Source organism: Lacticaseibacillus sp. 22, assembly GCF_055413445.1.
This window is the reverse complement of record NZ_JBVAYD010000015.1, coordinates 49,968-65,943: the sequence shown is the minus strand read 5'-3', so window position 1 is coordinate 65,943 and position 15,976 is coordinate 49,968. Positions and strand designations below refer to the sequence as shown.

General features: G+C 47.0%; 14 protein-coding genes. 8 read left to right on the top strand and 6 right to left on the bottom strand.

Translation table 11 applies throughout. From position 1 onward, the window contains the following. Positions 1–186 precede the first annotated feature (186 nt). Entirely contained in the window at positions 187–933 is a 747-nt protein-coding gene (locus ACWP87_RS08500) for a class I SAM-dependent methyltransferase (RefSeq protein WP_005685375.1), read from the top strand. Positions 934–1,068: 135 nt separating this feature from the next. Here the strand turns inward: ACWP87_RS08500 and ACWP87_RS08495 are convergent, their stop codons facing one another. Further along, positions 1,069–2,616, bottom strand: coding sequence for an ABC-F family ATP-binding cassette domain-containing protein (locus ACWP87_RS08495; RefSeq protein ID WP_005685373.1), 1,548 nt, complete (start codon positions 2,614–2,616; stop codon positions 1,069–1,071). A gap of 424 nt (positions 2,617–3,040) precedes the next feature. On the opposite strand from ACWP87_RS08495, the gene ACWP87_RS08490 reads away from it, so the two are divergent. Next, positions 3,041–3,979, top strand: coding sequence for an ADP-ribosylglycohydrolase family protein (locus tag ACWP87_RS08490; protein ID WP_005685372.1), 939 nt, complete (start codon positions 3,041–3,043; stop codon positions 3,977–3,979). Between the two features lie 76 nt (positions 3,980–4,055). Then, positions 4,056–4,655, top strand: a complete 600-nt coding sequence (gene lepB / locus ACWP87_RS08485; protein WP_005685370.1) for a signal peptidase I — start codon at positions 4,056–4,058, stop codon at positions 4,653–4,655. Positions 4,656–4,783: 128 nt separating this feature from the next. Here the strand turns inward: lepB and ACWP87_RS08480 are convergent, their stop codons facing one another. From ACWP87_RS08480 to ACWP87_RS08465, 4 genes are all read right to left on the bottom strand, one after another. After that, the gene (locus ACWP87_RS08480; protein ID WP_005685369.1) at positions 4,784–5,116 is read right to left on the bottom strand and encodes a hypothetical protein; all 333 of its coding nucleotides are present in this window, start codon (positions 5,114–5,116) and stop codon (positions 4,784–4,786) included. Between the two features lie 96 nt (positions 5,117–5,212). Then, entirely contained in the window at positions 5,213–5,950 is a 738-nt protein-coding gene (locus ACWP87_RS08475; RefSeq protein WP_015764825.1) for a DUF975 family protein, read from the bottom strand. 18 nt (positions 5,951–5,968) lie between these two features. Then, positions 5,969–6,751 carry a glycosyltransferase family 2 protein gene (locus tag ACWP87_RS08470; RefSeq protein ID WP_005685367.1) on the bottom strand — a complete coding sequence of 261 codons (783 nt, stop codon included), beginning with the start codon at positions 6,749–6,751 and terminating at the stop codon, positions 5,969–5,971. An 83-nt stretch (positions 6,752–6,834) separates the two neighbouring features. Further along, complete coding sequence (locus tag ACWP87_RS08465; RefSeq protein WP_005685366.1) at positions 6,835–7,593, bottom strand: DeoR/GlpR family DNA-binding transcription regulator; 759 nt, start codon at positions 7,591–7,593, stop codon at positions 6,835–6,837. Between the two features lie 794 nt (positions 7,594–8,387). On the opposite strand from ACWP87_RS08465, the gene ACWP87_RS08460 reads away from it, so the two are divergent. Together ACWP87_RS08460 and brnQ are read left to right on the top strand one after the other, a co-directional pair. Continuing rightward, the gene (locus ACWP87_RS08460; RefSeq protein ID WP_005685365.1) at positions 8,388–9,068 is read left to right on the top strand and encodes a hypothetical protein; all 681 of its coding nucleotides are present in this window, start codon (positions 8,388–8,390) and stop codon (positions 9,066–9,068) included. 652 nt (positions 9,069–9,720) lie between these two features. Continuing rightward, positions 9,721–11,100 (top strand): branched-chain amino acid transport system II carrier protein, encoded by a 1,380-nt coding sequence (brnQ, locus tag ACWP87_RS08455; protein WP_005685364.1) that lies wholly within the window; start codon positions 9,721–9,723, stop codon positions 11,098–11,100. 108 nt (positions 11,101–11,208) lie between these two features. On the opposite strand, the gene ACWP87_RS08450 is transcribed toward brnQ, so the two are convergent. After that, on the bottom strand, positions 11,209–12,303 hold the full coding sequence (locus ACWP87_RS08450; RefSeq protein ID WP_005685362.1) for an LCP family glycopolymer transferase: 1,095 nt from the start codon (positions 12,301–12,303) through the stop codon (positions 11,209–11,211). Positions 12,304–12,431: 128 nt separating this feature from the next. Between ACWP87_RS08450 and pepF the strand changes: the two genes are divergently transcribed. From pepF to ACWP87_RS08435, 3 genes are read left to right on the top strand one after another with little or no spacing between them, the layout of a single operon-like run. Beyond that, the gene (gene pepF / locus ACWP87_RS08445) at positions 12,432–14,231 is read left to right on the top strand and encodes an oligoendopeptidase F (protein WP_005685361.1); all 1,800 of its coding nucleotides are present in this window, start codon (positions 12,432–12,434) and stop codon (positions 14,229–14,231) included. Continuing rightward, positions 14,228–15,109 carry an NAD(P)-dependent oxidoreductase gene (locus ACWP87_RS08440; protein ID WP_014568999.1) on the top strand — a complete coding sequence of 294 codons (882 nt, stop codon included), beginning with the start codon at positions 14,228–14,230 and terminating at the stop codon, positions 15,107–15,109. Before pepF ends, ACWP87_RS08440 begins: the two co-directional genes overlap by 4 nt. Further along, positions 15,106–15,954, top strand: a complete 849-nt coding sequence (locus tag ACWP87_RS08435; RefSeq protein ID WP_014568998.1) for a metallophosphoesterase family protein — start codon at positions 15,106–15,108, stop codon at positions 15,952–15,954. The genes ACWP87_RS08440 and ACWP87_RS08435 overlap by 4 nt, the downstream gene beginning before the upstream one ends. The last annotated feature ends 22 nt before the right edge of the window (positions 15,955–15,976 follow it).

Here is a 15,976-nt window from a genome sequence, read left to right as displayed (position 1 = left end):
TTTGTTGCCAAGCGACAACTTAATTAGAGTATCAAATTGGCAACTCTTTGTCAACATCTTTTTTTAAATCGCTGAGCGGCTTAAAATGTTTTATGACTGACAACTCGTACTATACTACGCAGTTTCCCATCCCAAGTCAACAACTTTTTTAAAAAAAGTTTTTCAAAAAAGGAGACCTCTTTTCTTATGCAGGAAGATCGTGATTTTTGGAATCACTTCGCCGCAGACTATGCTGCCGCTGAACAAGATTCCCGGCTACCGCTTGCCCATGATGTGACTACCTGGATGATCGCTAATGGGTTGCTCCCAGCCGACTCATTGATAGACCTTGCTGCCGGTACCGGCCGTTTTGCTATCCGATTGGCCCCGTATGTCCGTCACCTCACCTTAATTGACTGGTCTTCGGCGATGCTTACATATGCAAAAACCCGATTGAAAGCCAACAAAAAAACAAGCATGACTTATCTCACCGATGATTGGCATCAACTTGTTTCATCGACAAGTGCTGATCTTGTCTTTGTCAGTCAACTGCCAACGCTATTGCCGGAAGAGTTATCACTTTTAAACGCTCTGGCGCGAAAAACAGTCATCCTGAACTTTCAAACACAGCAAGATGATGCTTTGGTTCGCCACGCTCTAACTCTTTTAGGCCACGATATGCCGGTCGCTTATCAAGCCGATCCAAGTCGCGTTGCCGGCTATCAAAATTGGTTAAGCTTACATCAAATTCCATTTGAAACGCACACGCTGACTTACCACCTAGAGGAGCAAACGACTGTCAGTGATATGCTGCCCGAACTTGGTTTACCTGTGGGCGTCAAGGCGGCGGAACGTGTGGCTAAAGCATTGACCGGTCATGAAAATCCGCACATGCCGGTAACCGATCACCTGACCTATGCATATACACAATTGATGTGGCATCCCAAGAATTAAGCGTGCCCCCGCCGATCAGTTCATTTATTGCGCGTATATAAAAAGACACCATCGCATTCGCTCAGGTGTCGTCTGATTTTGGTGTCCTAGCTTGTTGCACCGCCATTAATCATCGTAACTAGCCTTTGTCCGCTATCATTCTTTGACTTGAAATTGTTCGACATTGACAACTGTGTCGACCCAGGAATGATCATAGAAGCCTGCTTCATGAGATACGAGTAAAACGGCGCCGGGATACTGTTGCAGTCCGGTTCGCAGCGCATTTTTGGTGTCGTCATCTAGATGATTCGTTGGTTCATCCATCACCAAAATATTGGTTGTCTGTAACATGAGATCAGCCAATTTGACTTTAGCTTGCTCGCCACCTGACAGCATCGTTAGCGGATTATTGGCTTCCTCACTTGTCAACGCGGTTCGTGACAACACTTGGCGTACCGTCTTTTGGGTTAAGGCCGGAAAGCGTTGTTGCAAATACTGAACCGGACTTTGCTTGGGCTGATCCCAGTGCAGTTCTTGTTCGTAATAGCCAAAAGTGACATTGTCGGCAATCTCGACACTACCACCCAGTGCTGGCAACAAACCGAGAATCGTCTTCAATAAGGTTGACTTACCAACACCGTTAAAGCCTTCAAATGCAATCACCTGATCCTTAGCCACCGAAAAATTAATCGGCTGCAACAAAGGCTTATCATATCCGACGACTAGATCGTTAACGTCCACTAGCATTTGGCGGTTAACCGGCATATACGGAAAGGCTAAATGCGCCTTTGCTCGCGTACCCGGGGGTGTCAATTTATCCATACGGGCTAATTGCTTTTCCCGACTTTTAGCCATGGTTGCGCGGGTGCCGGCTTTGAACTTGCGGATAAAGGCCTCGGTTTTCTTGATCGTCTCCTGCTGTTTGGCAAAAGCCTTCAGATACGTCTCGTGGTCAGCTTCTTTTTGACGCATAGCCTGTTTTAAAGTCCCTGTATATTTGGTGATTTGGCCAAACTCAATATCCAATACCGCATTGGTCACATTTTCGAGAAAGTCAAAATCATGGGAGATCACAATGAAGGCTCCTTCAAAGTTCTGGAGCCAATCAGTCAACCAGGCGATGTGCGAAACATCCAGATAATTCGTCGGTTCATCCAGTAATAACATATCCGGCTTTTCCAATAACAGTTTCGCCAAGATTAGTTTCGAGCGTTGGCCGCCAGACAAAGCATCAACCGGATGATCCATCCCCATCGCCGTGATGCCCAAGCCTTCTGCCACTGTCTGGATCGTGGTTTCGAGCTCATAAAAGTCACCGGCTTCAAGCTCTTGCTGTAATTCACCAGCCTTCGCTAAAAGCTCATCATCCGGGTGAGCCGCATAATCGGCATAGATTTGGTTCATCTTGGTCTCTTTACGATAAAGCTCATCGAAAGCGGTCCGCAGAAACTCAATAACTGTTTGTCCCGGCACCAAATTGGCATACTGGTCCAAATAGCCGACATGAAGATGCTTTTGCCAGATAATCTTCCCCGCATCCGGTGTTAAGGCCCCAGTCAAAATCTTGATTAAGGTACTTTTCCCGACGCCATTTTGGCCAATCACACCGAGATGATCTTCAATATTCACCTGAAAACTGGCATCTTGATACAACACCTTGTCTAAAAACCGCTGCGATAACCCGGTTACGGTTAAAACACTCATTTCATTCTCCTTCTATAAAAACCGCCAAGCATTACTGACGCCATCATTTGAAGCCTATCTTAAAAAAGCTTGTACTCTCATTCGCCGCGGTTTTGGCTTTTCAAACCATCCGCACACTGTTATGATGCCCCATCATGCCCATTATCTCGCTGCCAGTATGCTTTTCAGGCCGAATTCAAACCGGCCGTCAACGCACTCAACACGGCAGCTTTCTGAAAATAGCTACTGCTAGCTAGGCTATCACAGCGGTTGATGTTTGACAACGAGGCAAATTTTTTGCATTTTCTGCTTCTCCGGAGAAATAATGACTGCATCAGCCGATTAAATAGACGGTGGTATTTACTACCTCATCGCGGTTTTTGTGGTGACAACTGCTTGAAATGCGACATGCATGAACCAGTATTTTGATAAGGAGATGGCAAAAATGGGGATCATGGAATCTCGTTTGATTCACGGAACGGTTGGGTTTGCAATCGGTGACGCTTTGGGATTACCGGTTAAGGGGCAGTCGCAGGCCGATCTGGCTGCTGCGCCAGTCACGACCATGAAGGGTTATGGCACCTTCAACCAACCAGCCGGCACGTATTCCGATGAAACCGGCCTCACACTTGCCGGCCTAGACGCCTTACAATCCGGCTTTGATCAGGCAAAGCTAATCGCTGCTTACCAAGCGTGGTTTAAAAATGGAAAACACGCACCTTATGGAAAACGCAATCCCGATATTTGGCCTAGTGTGGCAACTGCTTTGACCACTGGAAAAGCTGCGGCGGCGCCTAACGAACCAGGAGCATTGATCCGCGCTTTACCATTTGCTTTTTTTGCTTATCAAACATTTGACACAGATCTATTCAAAAAAGCAGAGGGTAGTCGTCTCTTTCAAAACTTTGTCACCCTCACCAACACCGATCCGGAGAATATGGTAGCAACGGCTATTTACACCCAAATCGCCATCGAATTACTCGCGGATGCCCCGGACCTGCCAACTGCCATCGCTACCGGTATCACCAAGGCTGGCGACTATTTTGCCAATAAGCAGGCGGAACAACCGGTTTTTGACTCATTTCAATCTCTGCTCGCGGCACCCACCTCACTTGATGCTACGGCAACCGATCCTTTAAGTCTGCTCGTTCGGGTGTTGCATGCGCTTTCGACTTGGCCGGATTATCACGATGCCGTCTTACACGCACTTGCACTTGGTGGGGCAACCGACACCGCTGCGGCATTAACCGGCGGCTTGGCTGGGTTAGCTTATGGGTACACAAGCTTACCGCATCGTTGGTGTTTGACACTGGCGGAATATGCCCAGATTGTCGATCTCTGCCGGCAAGCTGAAAAAAGCGTTTTTTTCCCGAAATATGATTAATTGACAAGCGAACTTTTTAGTCGTGGCGACAAGGCTTGTGGTAGACTTAAGTAAATCTCTACCGGAAGGTGCCATCGTGAAAAATAACAGTCATTCCGTCTTAAGAACGATTCTCGAATTTCTTGTGCTCTTCATCGTCATCTTTTTTGCGACCCAGCTGCTCATGAAATATGTCGTCAGCAAAGATGTTGTCCAAGGCACGTCAATGCAGCCGACATTGGAAAACGGCGAACGGCTTTATTCCGTTCGCGTCATGCAGCCCAAACGCAACGATATTGTCGTAATAAATGCACCTGATCGACCAAAATCCCTCTATATTAAACGTGTGATTGGCATGCCAGGTGACACGGTGAGCGCTAAAAACGATAAGCTTTACGTCAACGGAAAGGCCATTGCCGAGCCTTACTTGAATCACAAATTTGCACGAACGGAAATTAATCAATGGGCCAGTCAACAAGGGCTGGATTCCTCCACGATTAAATTCACCAACGATTTCAACATCAAAACCCTATCTTCAACTAAGTCAGCAAAAGTACCTGCTGGCAAGTATTTCGTCATGGGGGATAATCGGTTGGTTTCGCATGACAGTCGTGACTTTGGATTCGTTGATAAATCCAAAATTCAGTCAGTCGTCGTTTGGCGCTATTGGCCGCTAAATCGCTTGAAGATTTTTTGATTTATAAGATACACGAAAAGTACCACCCGTCGTTACTCACTTCAGTAACGGCGGATGGTATTTTTTTGATCGCTGCTTTTCTGTCATGAAATTTTCTCAGCCTTAGTCGTCAGCCAACCTGCGCTCAATCACGACAGGGTTAGCCCGTGCTGATCAATTAAACGCCGAAGCTTCGTTTGAATGGCGAGCATCGTCATCCGATCAGCCTGCTTGAACGCCGTCACATAACTAGGCGCATCAGTCGTTATGGTTGCAACTAGCTGTCCATTAAGATCACGAATCAAAATAGCTGCCCCCTCTAGCTTGGCAGTAAAATAACTGCCTTCAAACCCTTCGTCCAACAACCACTGTGCCCAGTTCTGAATATTCTCTGCAATCGCTTGATCAAGTGGTACCTGCCGTTTTAATGCCAACTGCCGGCTTTTGACTTCAGCCAAGGTCATGTATGCTTCTGTTTCCATGGTAAAAGCACCCATCCTTCTCACTTGTCTGATTCCTTCATAAACTTAGACGCCGCCAGTATACGCCGCTGCGGTTAAAAAGACACGCCAAAAGGACTACGCTTGCGCCGCCATTTTATAAGCACGCCGATTCTCATAGTAATTAGCGTGCACGAGTTGAAGATAGGGATTAATCGCCCAGTCAAAAAGGTGGAACGTCAGATTTTCCAGCAAGTACCAGCCAATTAACGAGACGTACAACCCGAGCAAATTAGCTTTAAAACCGCGCATGAGCCGCCATGAGCCGATCAATGCCGAAATCGATGAGAAACGTTGATCTGCTTCATGTCCGTCTTTGAAAACCCAAAAAGCCTGCCGCCATCCCAGTATCAGCAAAACACCTGGAATAACGAGGAAGGAAAAGCCGATAAGCGTCAGGAAATAGGTAAAGATCCATAGCGAAATCGAACCCCAGAACCACTTGCCGTTAAAAAGACCCAATACCGCACGAAATGGATGAACGCGCGTCTGATGCCGGACAAGATCCAGCACCGCAAAGTTAACCCCTTGCACCAGCATGGTATTCACCAGACTTTGAATGGTATTGAGTGTCCCGGTGTTGTTGCCACTTTGCATATAATACGCTTGAAAGCCATTTGGATCTGTCAGTGTTTTTTCTACCCCGAAGCTCTGAATCACCGCCAAAATCGCCAAATAAGCAACAATCGAGGCTGCCGCCTGCAACAAACTCGGCAGTAGATAAGCCAGCATCAAATCGCGGCGATTCGTCCCGGTCTTTAGTTGTTCTTTGGCCTTATGCTTGAGCTCTCGGTAAGTCATTAAATTCTCGGTCAACATCCATACTCCTTTGTTTTAATGGTCAATTTTAATTGCTTCTTTTTTAGTACCCTTTTCGTAGCGGTGGGCATGGCGCAACACATGATGAATGCGCCACAACGCATAGAGCTGCTGCGGGATTGCCCCCAGAACACCTAACGATTGAGTGGCCGAATCCCGTCGCACGACATGATGATACGCCGGATGTCCGGTATACAAAAAATGCCGCGTTGCCATCACATATGTGGCGGTAAAAAGCTCGTCTTCCATAATGGACATCTGTTCATCAAAGCGTAATTGCAGGCGTTCAATCACATCCCGCCGAAACACTTTGTTCCATAAATAGCCGCGAATATAACCAATGGGGTGCAGCATCTGCCGGATGAGCCCTTTTCTTGTCAATTGCTTCGCCTTACGCAGATGTTCTTGAACCGGACGTGGATTGGGATCGTCACGGAAAAACGGCATGGCAATGAGATCCCATCCCTGAGTCATCACATCAACGGCATGGGCAATGAAGTCCGGTTCATACCAGTCATCTCCGTCCATAAACGCAACCAACTCACCCCGAGCTTGTTCCAGTCCGCTATTACGTGCCGCCGAAACACCTTGGTTCACCGGCTTTAAGATGGCCTGAATGCGCCGATCCCGTTGCGCAAACCGGGTCACAATCTGCGGCGAGCGATCACTTGACGCATCATCGATCACAATAATCTGTAAGTGGGAGTAAGTTTGTGCTAAAAGGCTTTTTAAACCATGCGCCACATAGCTTTCAAGGTTATAAACCGGCACAATGATCGTCACAAGTGGCGTTACCATGGCGACACCTCCTGACGTGTCCGCTGTTGATAGCCTATTTGCTGAAATTGAATACATATCAATCCTTTTTACTTAAGTTGGTATTAATCACCGATTAAGAAGTCCGTCTTAGTCGGGAACCACTGCTTTTGCGTTTGCGCTAATTTCTTATCAGTAATCAGTGTATCAATCTGTCCAAGTTCCAACCCGCGATACGGTGCCTGTATCTGGAATTTTTCGGTTTCGGAAACTACAACCACCTGCCGTGCCGATAACGCCGCCGCTTGTTTGACCTGAGCATCTTCCATATAAGAAAAATACACGCCATCTTCGGCAATCGCTGTGGCGCCAATAAACGCAGCATCAAAAGCAATTCGCCGCAAAGTCTCCAGCATCGTGGGCTCAAAGAAAAACCGTGCGTGGTGATCGAGCTTACCGCCAAACAAATGCAAATTAACCCGTTCTTCGACTGAAAGGGCAATGGCGTTGTCCAAGCTATGCGTATATACCGTGACTGGATGATGAATCGATTGTGACAATTTCAAAAGCGTGGTTGAGTCATCAATAAAGTAAACGCCGCCCGCCTTAATCAGCGATAACGCTGCTTTGGCCATTTTGGTTTTCTGGGTAGAAAAACGTTTCAAGCGGGTCGAATAACTGGGAATCGTGTGGCCGAAATTCAACGACACCAAACCGCCACGGGTACGTCTGGCAACACCTTGAGCATCTAAGGCAACGATATCGCGCCGAGCAGTGTCACGAGAAACGCCAACAGCCTTCATAATATCTTCGATGCTGAGCTCATTACGCGCTGCCAACAGCTTCTTGATTTCTTCAAACCGCTTCTCCCGATACATTGCCACCGATTCAAGTCCTCCCTTAAATAGACGCTTCCCCCATTTAAGCTCCTGTAAGTTCCTGTAAATAATAGGTTACGTCTGTCTTGTCTTATTATACCTGATTATGGAAAAACTCGTTAACTAAAGCTGAGCGCGAGCCGGCGCGGTTAGAAGTCGGAGTGTAAGCGGCCTAAAACGTGATGGCTGGGCTTTGGCCATTGCATTTTAGGTCCTTACACGCAGACTTCTGCGCCGGGGAGCGCGTTATGGTGAGCGCGAGCCGGCGCGGTTAGAAACCGGAGTGTAAGCGTCCTCTGCACCTGGGAGCACATTATAATGAATAAAAAATATCAATAATAATCCATCCATCTCAAGCCACCAAATACCAAGCTTTGGTCTTGACCACCCATTCTTCATGTCCGCAAATGCTGACTTGAAGACATAAAGTTAGCATAACATTTTCCCACTTACGAAAGTTTAGGCACCCAAAAATTTTCCAAAAATTCACAAATTATGGTAGAAAAGTGCCGCAAATCACAGAAACTTCAAGGGTTGAGCCCACTTTTTCCGGAAAAGTTCAGTGATTGTTACGAAAATTTTTAACATTCCGTTTGTTACATCCACGTAACAATATTACCAATTTAGATGTTTTTGTAATGATGCTGGTATTTTATTGACACACCATCCCTATATACTTCGTTTGTGTTCTCGGGGGAACAAAATGACGACTATTCAAAATATAGGAGTGAATTTTTATCTTTACTAAGCAAATCAAATTATCCATCATCGCGTTACTCAGTGTGGCGCCTCTATTAGGAATGACAAGTAATCATTCACAAAAAGTAGAAGCCATCGCTGATCACGCCAATAATGATAGTGACAATAGTCAAGTTAGAGCTAAGTCAATTGTGTTAAGCAACGAGGCAAAGAATGAAGTAAAGGCTGACCAAGCGGATACTTATTCACTGATCAACCCGAAGAAAGAAAATACCATCACAGTCGGCACAAACGATATCGCCGAAGCAGCGCATCAAATTGCTGAGCAAAAAGCGGCCGCTGCTAAGGCTGCCGAGGAACAGGCTGCAGCTGAAAAAGCCGCAGCCGAAAAAGCTGCAGCAGAACAGGCAGCTGCTCAACAGGCTGCCCAGGAACAGGCTCAGGCACAAGCAGCCCAGCAGGCGGCTAGCGCAAGTGCAGCTGCGGCTAGTGCAACCACAACCCAAACCACGACTAACAAAGGGACCTTTAAGTTAAGCTTCTATGATCCGGCCGTCTTGGGTTCAAGCATGGGTTACGATGGTGTCGCAGCTAATCTCTCCGTCTTTCCAAAGGGGACTCGCCTGAAGATTACATTATCCGATGGCACGGTTTGGTATCGAACCGTTAATGACACCGGTAGTTTTGCTAACGGCAATCCTAATCAGCTGGATGTCGCGATGCCTAACTCACAGATTCCTTCAGCTGGCGTCATGACAGCCACAGTTGAAGTTGTTGGCTAATTTATTAGCTAAAATCAGAAAGTCCTTTCGCTATGTGTGAGCGAGAGGGCTTTTTTCTGTTCATTGGTTAAATGCGGGATTTTTTCAGCCAGTCGTGACTATCGTGAACTTCAGGCCATGTCATGATTGATATGAGGAAAAATGACTAGCCAACTGTTTGGATGTCAGCAGCACCATTGCCTTTATATGGGCATTTTAACGGGTACTGCTTCCCCATTAGCCCTCATATTTCTCATCAAACTAACTCATATTTTTAAAAAAGTATTTGACTTTTTCCCACTTCTTCGTAAAATAAAGATCAATTCAACAGATTTTCAAAAACGATGAGTAGAAGAGTACCTAGATTGTCAGTGTCAGCGAGTCTCGGTTGGTGGGAAGAGACCTCTGATTATCTAGTGGAAAGTAGTCTACGAGTTGCCATTGCGACTTCGGAAGTAATGGCTGGGATTGCGCCCATTACAGCAATCGCGTATCGCCGAATCAGGCCGTACGCGGCGAGACCGCTTTCGGTGACGTTGGCGGTAAAGTAAGGTGGTACAGCGTGATCCGCGCCCTTAACAGTTCTGACTGTTAAGGGCTTTTCTTATGGAAAAAATACCCGACAGTCAGCATTCAGTGTCGCAGTGATTTTATAAACATGGAGGGATCTACAATGTCAACTCAAGCTAAGCTCACCAAACGTCAATACCTCACACTCGGTTCTTTGTTATTCGGCATGTTCTTTGGAGCCGGAAATTTAATCTTCCCGATTCATATGGGGCAGCTAGCCGGAGCGGCTTGGCTACCGGCTGCCATCGGGTTCTTACTATCGGCCGTTTTACTGCCGCTGCTATCCATCATGGCCATTAGTCTTACCCGTGCGAGTAGTATGTACGATCTCGCTCGTCCAGCAGGCCATGGATTCGCCTTATTCTTCCTGCTTGCCACCCATGCCAGTCTCGGATTGCTAATTGCTTCGCCAAGAACCGCCACTGTTACTTACGCTATTGGTATCGCACCCTTTCTAAACAAGGGGCAGCAGCAAATCGGTTTGTTGATTTTTTCGTTTATTTTCTTTTTGATAACATTTCTGCTTGCCCGCAATGAAAGTAAAATCACGACCTACATCGGTAAGCTGCTGAATCCGCTATTGTTGCTTTTACTGGCCATTATTTTCTTCTGGGCCTTGTTAATTAAAGGCGACATTCGAGCTATTAGCTTCACTGCCAATGCAAAACTTATCACCGGCAATCTCACCAATGGTTTCTTACAAGGCTACAACACGATGGACGCACTTGCCGGGTTGGGCTTTGGCGTTACCATCATTACCGCGCTGAAATTGATGGGATTACATCATGCTTCCAGTCGGGCTAAAGCCGTTGCCAAGGTTGGCTCATTGGCAATGGGACTTGAAGCACTCATCTATATCCTGCTGATTATGTTAGGGGCCATTAGTCTCGGCTTTTCTAAGATCACCGCAAATGGCGGCACCGCGTTTAATCAAATTATGACGCATTACACCGGCCTTATAGGTACTGCCTTGCTCGGAGCGATGACGCTGCTGGCTTGCTTAACCACCGCCATTGGTCTGGTCACCTCTTTTTCACAGGATTTGGGACATCGCTTTCCGAAACTGGGCTATCATTTCTTTCTTCCGATCACAACTATTGGTGCTTTTCTGATTGCCAATTTTGGGCTCGATCAAATTATCGCCTATTCCACGCCGATCTTGATGCTGCTTTATCCATTAGCCATTGCGCTGATTATGTTAGGCTTGCTTCATCCTTGGATTGGCAAAAATACCCGGATTTACAAAACGACGATCGGTTTCACGCTGGTTCCCGCATTGCTTGATGCGATTCATGCCCTGCCGACGAGCTTAGCGCAACTGCCATTCTTCGCAGCCATTCAGCACTTTGCTACCACCTTTATTCCTTGGTTCTCAGTTGGCATGGACTTTGTACCGTTCCTTATCATTGGCTTCTTAAGTGGTCTTGCTGCTGCTAAATTAAGCGGCGCAAAATTGGCACCTGATTTACCTGATCCAGAGTAACCATTTTAAATGCCACCTTCATCATCATTTCCATAAGACACAAAAAAGCATGGTCGCCTTCAAATACCGAAGTGGCCATGCTTTTTGACACTAACTTTATCAAACGCTTCAAGGTCCTGTGGTCACACCATCAAGTGAAACCGTATAAACCGGATTATTGCCAGTCCAATCGAACCCAAGCGAATTGTTAATTTCGTTTTGGTGGGTATTGAAATTATTCAATGTCTTCTTTGACAAGCCTAGCTGAGCACGCATTTCATCAGATGCTTTTTGAAGCGTATCAGTCTTCATAACCTGATAAGCCGCGTTATCAATATAAACACCAATGCCTTGCAGCTGTTTGCGCTCAATCGTTGAAGCCGAACTGCGATAATTTTGGGCGATTGCCATCATGTCATCAAAAGTAAGATTGGTTCGCATGCTAGATGACAGCGAGTCCATAACCTTCTGATAGTTCGTCAGTGATTTAACTGACATCAGGTGTTTAACAATCTGATTGATGACTTCCTGCTGACGTTTTTGCCGGCCATAATCGCCTTCTGGATCTTCATCACGCATCCGGGCATAGGCAAGAGCGAGTTCACCGTTAAGATGCGCCTTACCTTTTTTAAAGGTTTGCCCGCCTGTATTTGCATCCGTCCAGGTAAACGGCACATTAACGTCCACTCCACCGACAGCATCGACAATCTTTTGTAGTCCTTCCATGTTGACGGTCACATAATAGTTGATCGGAACATTCAATAATTTTTCAACGGTTTTGATCGCCGCGTCTGACTTGCCATATGAGTATGCCGCATTGATTTTCTCATAGGTAGGTGATTGATCGCCTGTCCCCACCATTTCTGCTAACGTATCGCGGGGAATACTGAGCATCGTTGTTTTCTTTTCTTTAGGGTTGATGGTCACAAGCATCAACGTGTCGGAACGACCTGTATCCGTGCGGCCAAAAGCACCGGTATCGGTACCCATCAAAAGAATACTGATTGGCTTTTTGCCATTGAGGTCGGAATTGACTGTTTTCGTGCTAACCGGGTCATAAGTCTTCGCAACTGCTTTTTTTGCTTGTGAGTAGAACCTGGCTGCATAGCCACCCGCCAGAAAAAGGGCCACGAGCACAATGAGAACCACCGCACGTAAAATCGGATGGCGCCGTTTGGGTTTGCGATTTTTGATTCGTAGATCAGATTTTTGTTGCTTGGACATATGTGCTTCACTCCAGTTTTAGTTTCCACGGTAGTGTATCAGATAATTATGAAGAAAAAAGGGAATTAGCTCAAAAATCGGCTTGATATGGTAACATTAAAGAAATATTAGAAATTGGAGCTGATTAGATGCAACATTTACCAGCACGAGAGGATGTCCCAACGCAATTGACCTGGGACCTGACAACGATTTATCCAGATGATTCAGCTTGGGAAACCGACTTTAAAGCTGTCCGTGCCCAAGCCAAAGCGGCCGTCGCATTGAAAGGAACGTTAGGCAACTCGGCAGACGCCCTTGTTACCGGCATTAAAGCCGTACTTGCAGTTTTTCGACGCTTCGAGAAGGTTTACGTCTATTCAAGTTTAAAAAGCGATCAAGATACCGGTAACGCCACTTATCAGGCGATGAATGCCAAAGCTGAAAGCCTGGGTGCTGAATTAGCCAGTCAGTTAGCGTTTTTGGATCCGGAAATTCTGGCGATCCCAAGCGACAAATTAACGGCCTGGCGTGACACTGAAAGCTTGAAGCCATTCGGACATTTTATTGATGCCATCACGGTAAATCGAGAACACGTCTTGACAACCGCTGCCGAGGCCTTGATTGCAAGTGCGGGCGATGCCTTAAATGCCAGTCACGCGACCTTCAATGTATTAAACAACTCTGATCTGCAATTCGGGTTTGTTGAAAATGAAGATGGCGAAACCGTCCAGCTTAGTAACGGTTTGTACGGTCAGTTGATTCGCTCGACTAACCGTAAATTACGCAAGGAGGCTTTCGAGGCCCTTCTGCGTGCTTACGAAAGTTTAAAAAATACGTTTGCGCAAACGTTAAGTGGTCAAGTGAAAGCCCATAATTTCAACGCGACAGCGCATCATTACAAAAATGCGCGTGCTGCCGCTATGGCAAGTAATCACATTCCGGAAAGTGTGTACACGACGCTTATCGACCAGGTTAACACCCACCTGCCGCTTTTACATCGTTATGTCGCCTTGCGTAAAAAGGTGTTGGCAGTCGATCAGTTACACATGTATGACATTTACACACCACTGACTGGCCAGCCGCCGTTGACTTATACGCTTGAACAAGCCAAAGCAGAGGCCTTAAAAGCTTTAGCCCCACTAGGCGATGATTATCTTGAGCATGTTCGCGAAATTTTTGACAATCGCTATATTGATGTTGTCGAAAATAAAGGCAAACGTTCAGGTGCCTATTCCGGTGGTGCTTATGATACCAATCCGTTCATCTTATTGAACTGGCACGATGCCGTTGATGAACTCTATACGTTGGTTCACGAAACCGGCCACAGCGTCCACAGTTGGTACACGCGTCACAATCAGCCGTATGTCTATGGTGATTATCCGATCTTTGTTGCCGAAATTGCTTCAACAACCAACGAAAACCTGTTAACTGATTATTTCCTGACACATTCGGATGATCCCAAAGTACGAGCCTACATTTTGAATTACTATCTCGATGGTTTTAAAGGAACTGTTTTCCGTCAGACACAATTTGCCGAGTTCGAGCACTGGATTCACCAACAGGATCAGCAAGGCGAACCGTTGACGGCCACCAGCATGTCACAATATTACGCCGATCTCAACGCCCGGTATTATGGACCGGAAGTTGCACGCGATCCGGAAATTGCCTTTGAATGGGCCCGCATTCCGCACTTCTATTACAATTACTATGTTTACCAGTATGCAACCGGCTTTGCTGCTGCCTCAACCTTAGCAGCGGGCATCAGTAGCGGTGAACCTGACGCGGCTGCCCATTACTTAGACTATTTGAAGTCAGGGAGTTCTAAGTATGCCATTGACACCATGAAAACAGCTGGCGTTGATATGACCAAACCCGATTATCTTGAAGCCGCCTTTTCAGTATTTGAACAGCGCTTGACGGAATTGGAAAAAATCTTGCAGAAAGGATGAGTCGTTTGAAACTCGGATTTATTGGTACCGGTGTTATGGGTACCGGGATCGTTAAAAACTTTCTTAATGCCGGTCACGAGGTCATCGTTTACAACCGCACAAAAGCCCACGCGCAAACAGTGCTAGATGCCGGGGCCACTTGGGCGGAATCTCCGCATGCGGTGGCGGCACAGTGTCATGTTGTCATGTCCATGGTCGGTTTTCCTCAGGACGTTGAAACCGTTTATTATGGCTGTGACGGGGTTCTTGCTGGCACCCACGCCGGTGATTTAATCATCGACATGACCACGAGTACGCCAACACTAGCCAAAAGCATTGCTTCCAAAGCTGCAGACAAAGGGGTTCATGCCATTGATGCGCCGGTTTCGGGAGGCGACATTGGCGCTAAGAACGGCACGTTGACGATCATGGTAGGCGGCGAAAAATCTCTGTTGCCCCGATTGAAGGATTTATTTGCACCGATCGCAACGTCGGTTAACTATTTTGGCCCAGCTGGATCTGGCCAACATGCTAAGATGGCCAATCAGATTATGATTGCCGGAACCATGACCGGGCTTACTGAAATGCTGGTTTATGGCAAAGCGGCCGGACTTGATTTAAATGAAATGCTCACGGTGGTCGGCAGTGGGGCCGGCGCCAACTGGAGCTTAAGCAATTACGGTCCTCGCATGTTGCAGGGCGATTATACCCCTGGCTTTTTTGCGAAACATTTTCTCAAGGATCTCCGAATTGCCCTAGACGAAGCCAAAAAAATGCATCTGCAGTTACCGGCAACCCAACTGGCTGAACAGCTATACGCTAACATGGTGGCAACCGGTAAAGGCGATCTGGGAACGCAAGGCTTAGTCACAATGAACGATCACTGGAGGAACGCATGACAAAAATCGCCATTTTATCAGATATTCACGGCAATATGACCGCCTTTTCAGCAGTGCTTAAAGACGCACAGGCACATCACGCTGACGAATACTGGTTCCTTGGCGACTTATTCCTACCGGGACCGGGGGCAGCTAAGCTTTGGGACCGACTGCATGCACTGCCGTTGACACATCTGGTTAAGGGCAACTGGGATGATGACCTATTCTGGGTATTGGACGGCCCGGTAGACTTAAACCAGCCCACCGATGTCTACTTTAGTCGGCTCGTTGCTTATTTATGGCCGCAGCTAAATGCCGATATACTGACCGCCATTCGCCACTGGCCATTACACGAAATCTTTGAACAAGACGGTCTGACGATCAGTCTCGCCCACAACTTGCCGACTAGCAACCACGGCCATCGACTTTATCCGGATCAACCACAAAGCAATTTCGACCAGATCGCGCCTGACCCCAAAATCGACATTGCCCTTTACGGGCATACCCATCAGCAATTACTGCGCTACACCAGCAGTGGTCAGGTGATACTGAATCCCGGCTCAATTGGTCAAGCGTATTCACCGCGGCCACATTTACAAACCACGACTTATGCAGACTATGCTTTGCTGAGCCTTCATCATGGGGCAATGACGGATCTGGATTTACGTCAGGTTCCATATGACGCAGCGGCCGAATTAGCCCAAGCCAAACAAGCTGCCTTGCCTTACTTAGAGGTATATACGAAGCTGCGGCATACCGGAGCCACTAGCACCCATAATGCTCCTTATCTGGCACAATTCGAGCAAAAGCACGATTATCGCGCAGAAGTAACGACTTTTTTGCGTCAACTTAAACCGCATCGATAACCCACTGGCGCCAACAATGGTT

What these genes read in the sequence shown, in the direction of transcription:
- ACWP87_RS08440 (WP_014568999.1), top strand. Translation starts at nt 14,228, where the DNA reads ATGAGTCGTTTGAAACTCGGATTTATTGGTACCGGTGTTATGGGTACC.
- pepF (WP_005685361.1), top strand. Translation starts at nt 12,432, where the DNA reads ATGCAACATTTACCAGCACGAGAGGATGTCCCAACGCAATTGACCTGG.
- ACWP87_RS08460 (WP_005685365.1), top strand. Translation starts at nt 8,388, where the DNA reads ATGACAAGTAATCATTCACAAAAAGTAGAAGCCATCGCTGATCACGCC.
- ACWP87_RS08450 (WP_005685362.1), bottom strand. Translation starts at nt 12,303, where the DNA reads ATGTCCAAGCAACAAAAATCTGATCTACGAATCAAAAATCGCAAACCC.
- ACWP87_RS08495 (WP_005685373.1), bottom strand. Translation starts at nt 2,616, where the DNA reads ATGAGTGTTTTAACCGTAACCGGGTTATCGCAGCGGTTTTTAGACAAG.
- ACWP87_RS08470 (WP_005685367.1), bottom strand. Translation starts at nt 6,751, where the DNA reads ATGGTAACGCCACTTGTGACGATCATTGTGCCGGTTTATAACCTTGAA.
- ACWP87_RS08480 (WP_005685369.1), bottom strand. Translation starts at nt 5,116, where the DNA reads ATGGAAACAGAAGCATACATGACCTTGGCTGAAGTCAAAAGCCGGCAG.
- ACWP87_RS08500 (WP_005685375.1), top strand. Translation starts at nt 187, where the DNA reads ATGCAGGAAGATCGTGATTTTTGGAATCACTTCGCCGCAGACTATGCT.
- ACWP87_RS08490 (WP_005685372.1), top strand. Translation starts at nt 3,041, where the DNA reads ATGGGGATCATGGAATCTCGTTTGATTCACGGAACGGTTGGGTTTGCA.
- brnQ (WP_005685364.1), top strand. Translation starts at nt 9,721, where the DNA reads ATGTCAACTCAAGCTAAGCTCACCAAACGTCAATACCTCACACTCGGT.
- ACWP87_RS08435 (WP_014568998.1), top strand. Translation starts at nt 15,106, where the DNA reads ATGACAAAAATCGCCATTTTATCAGATATTCACGGCAATATGACCGCC.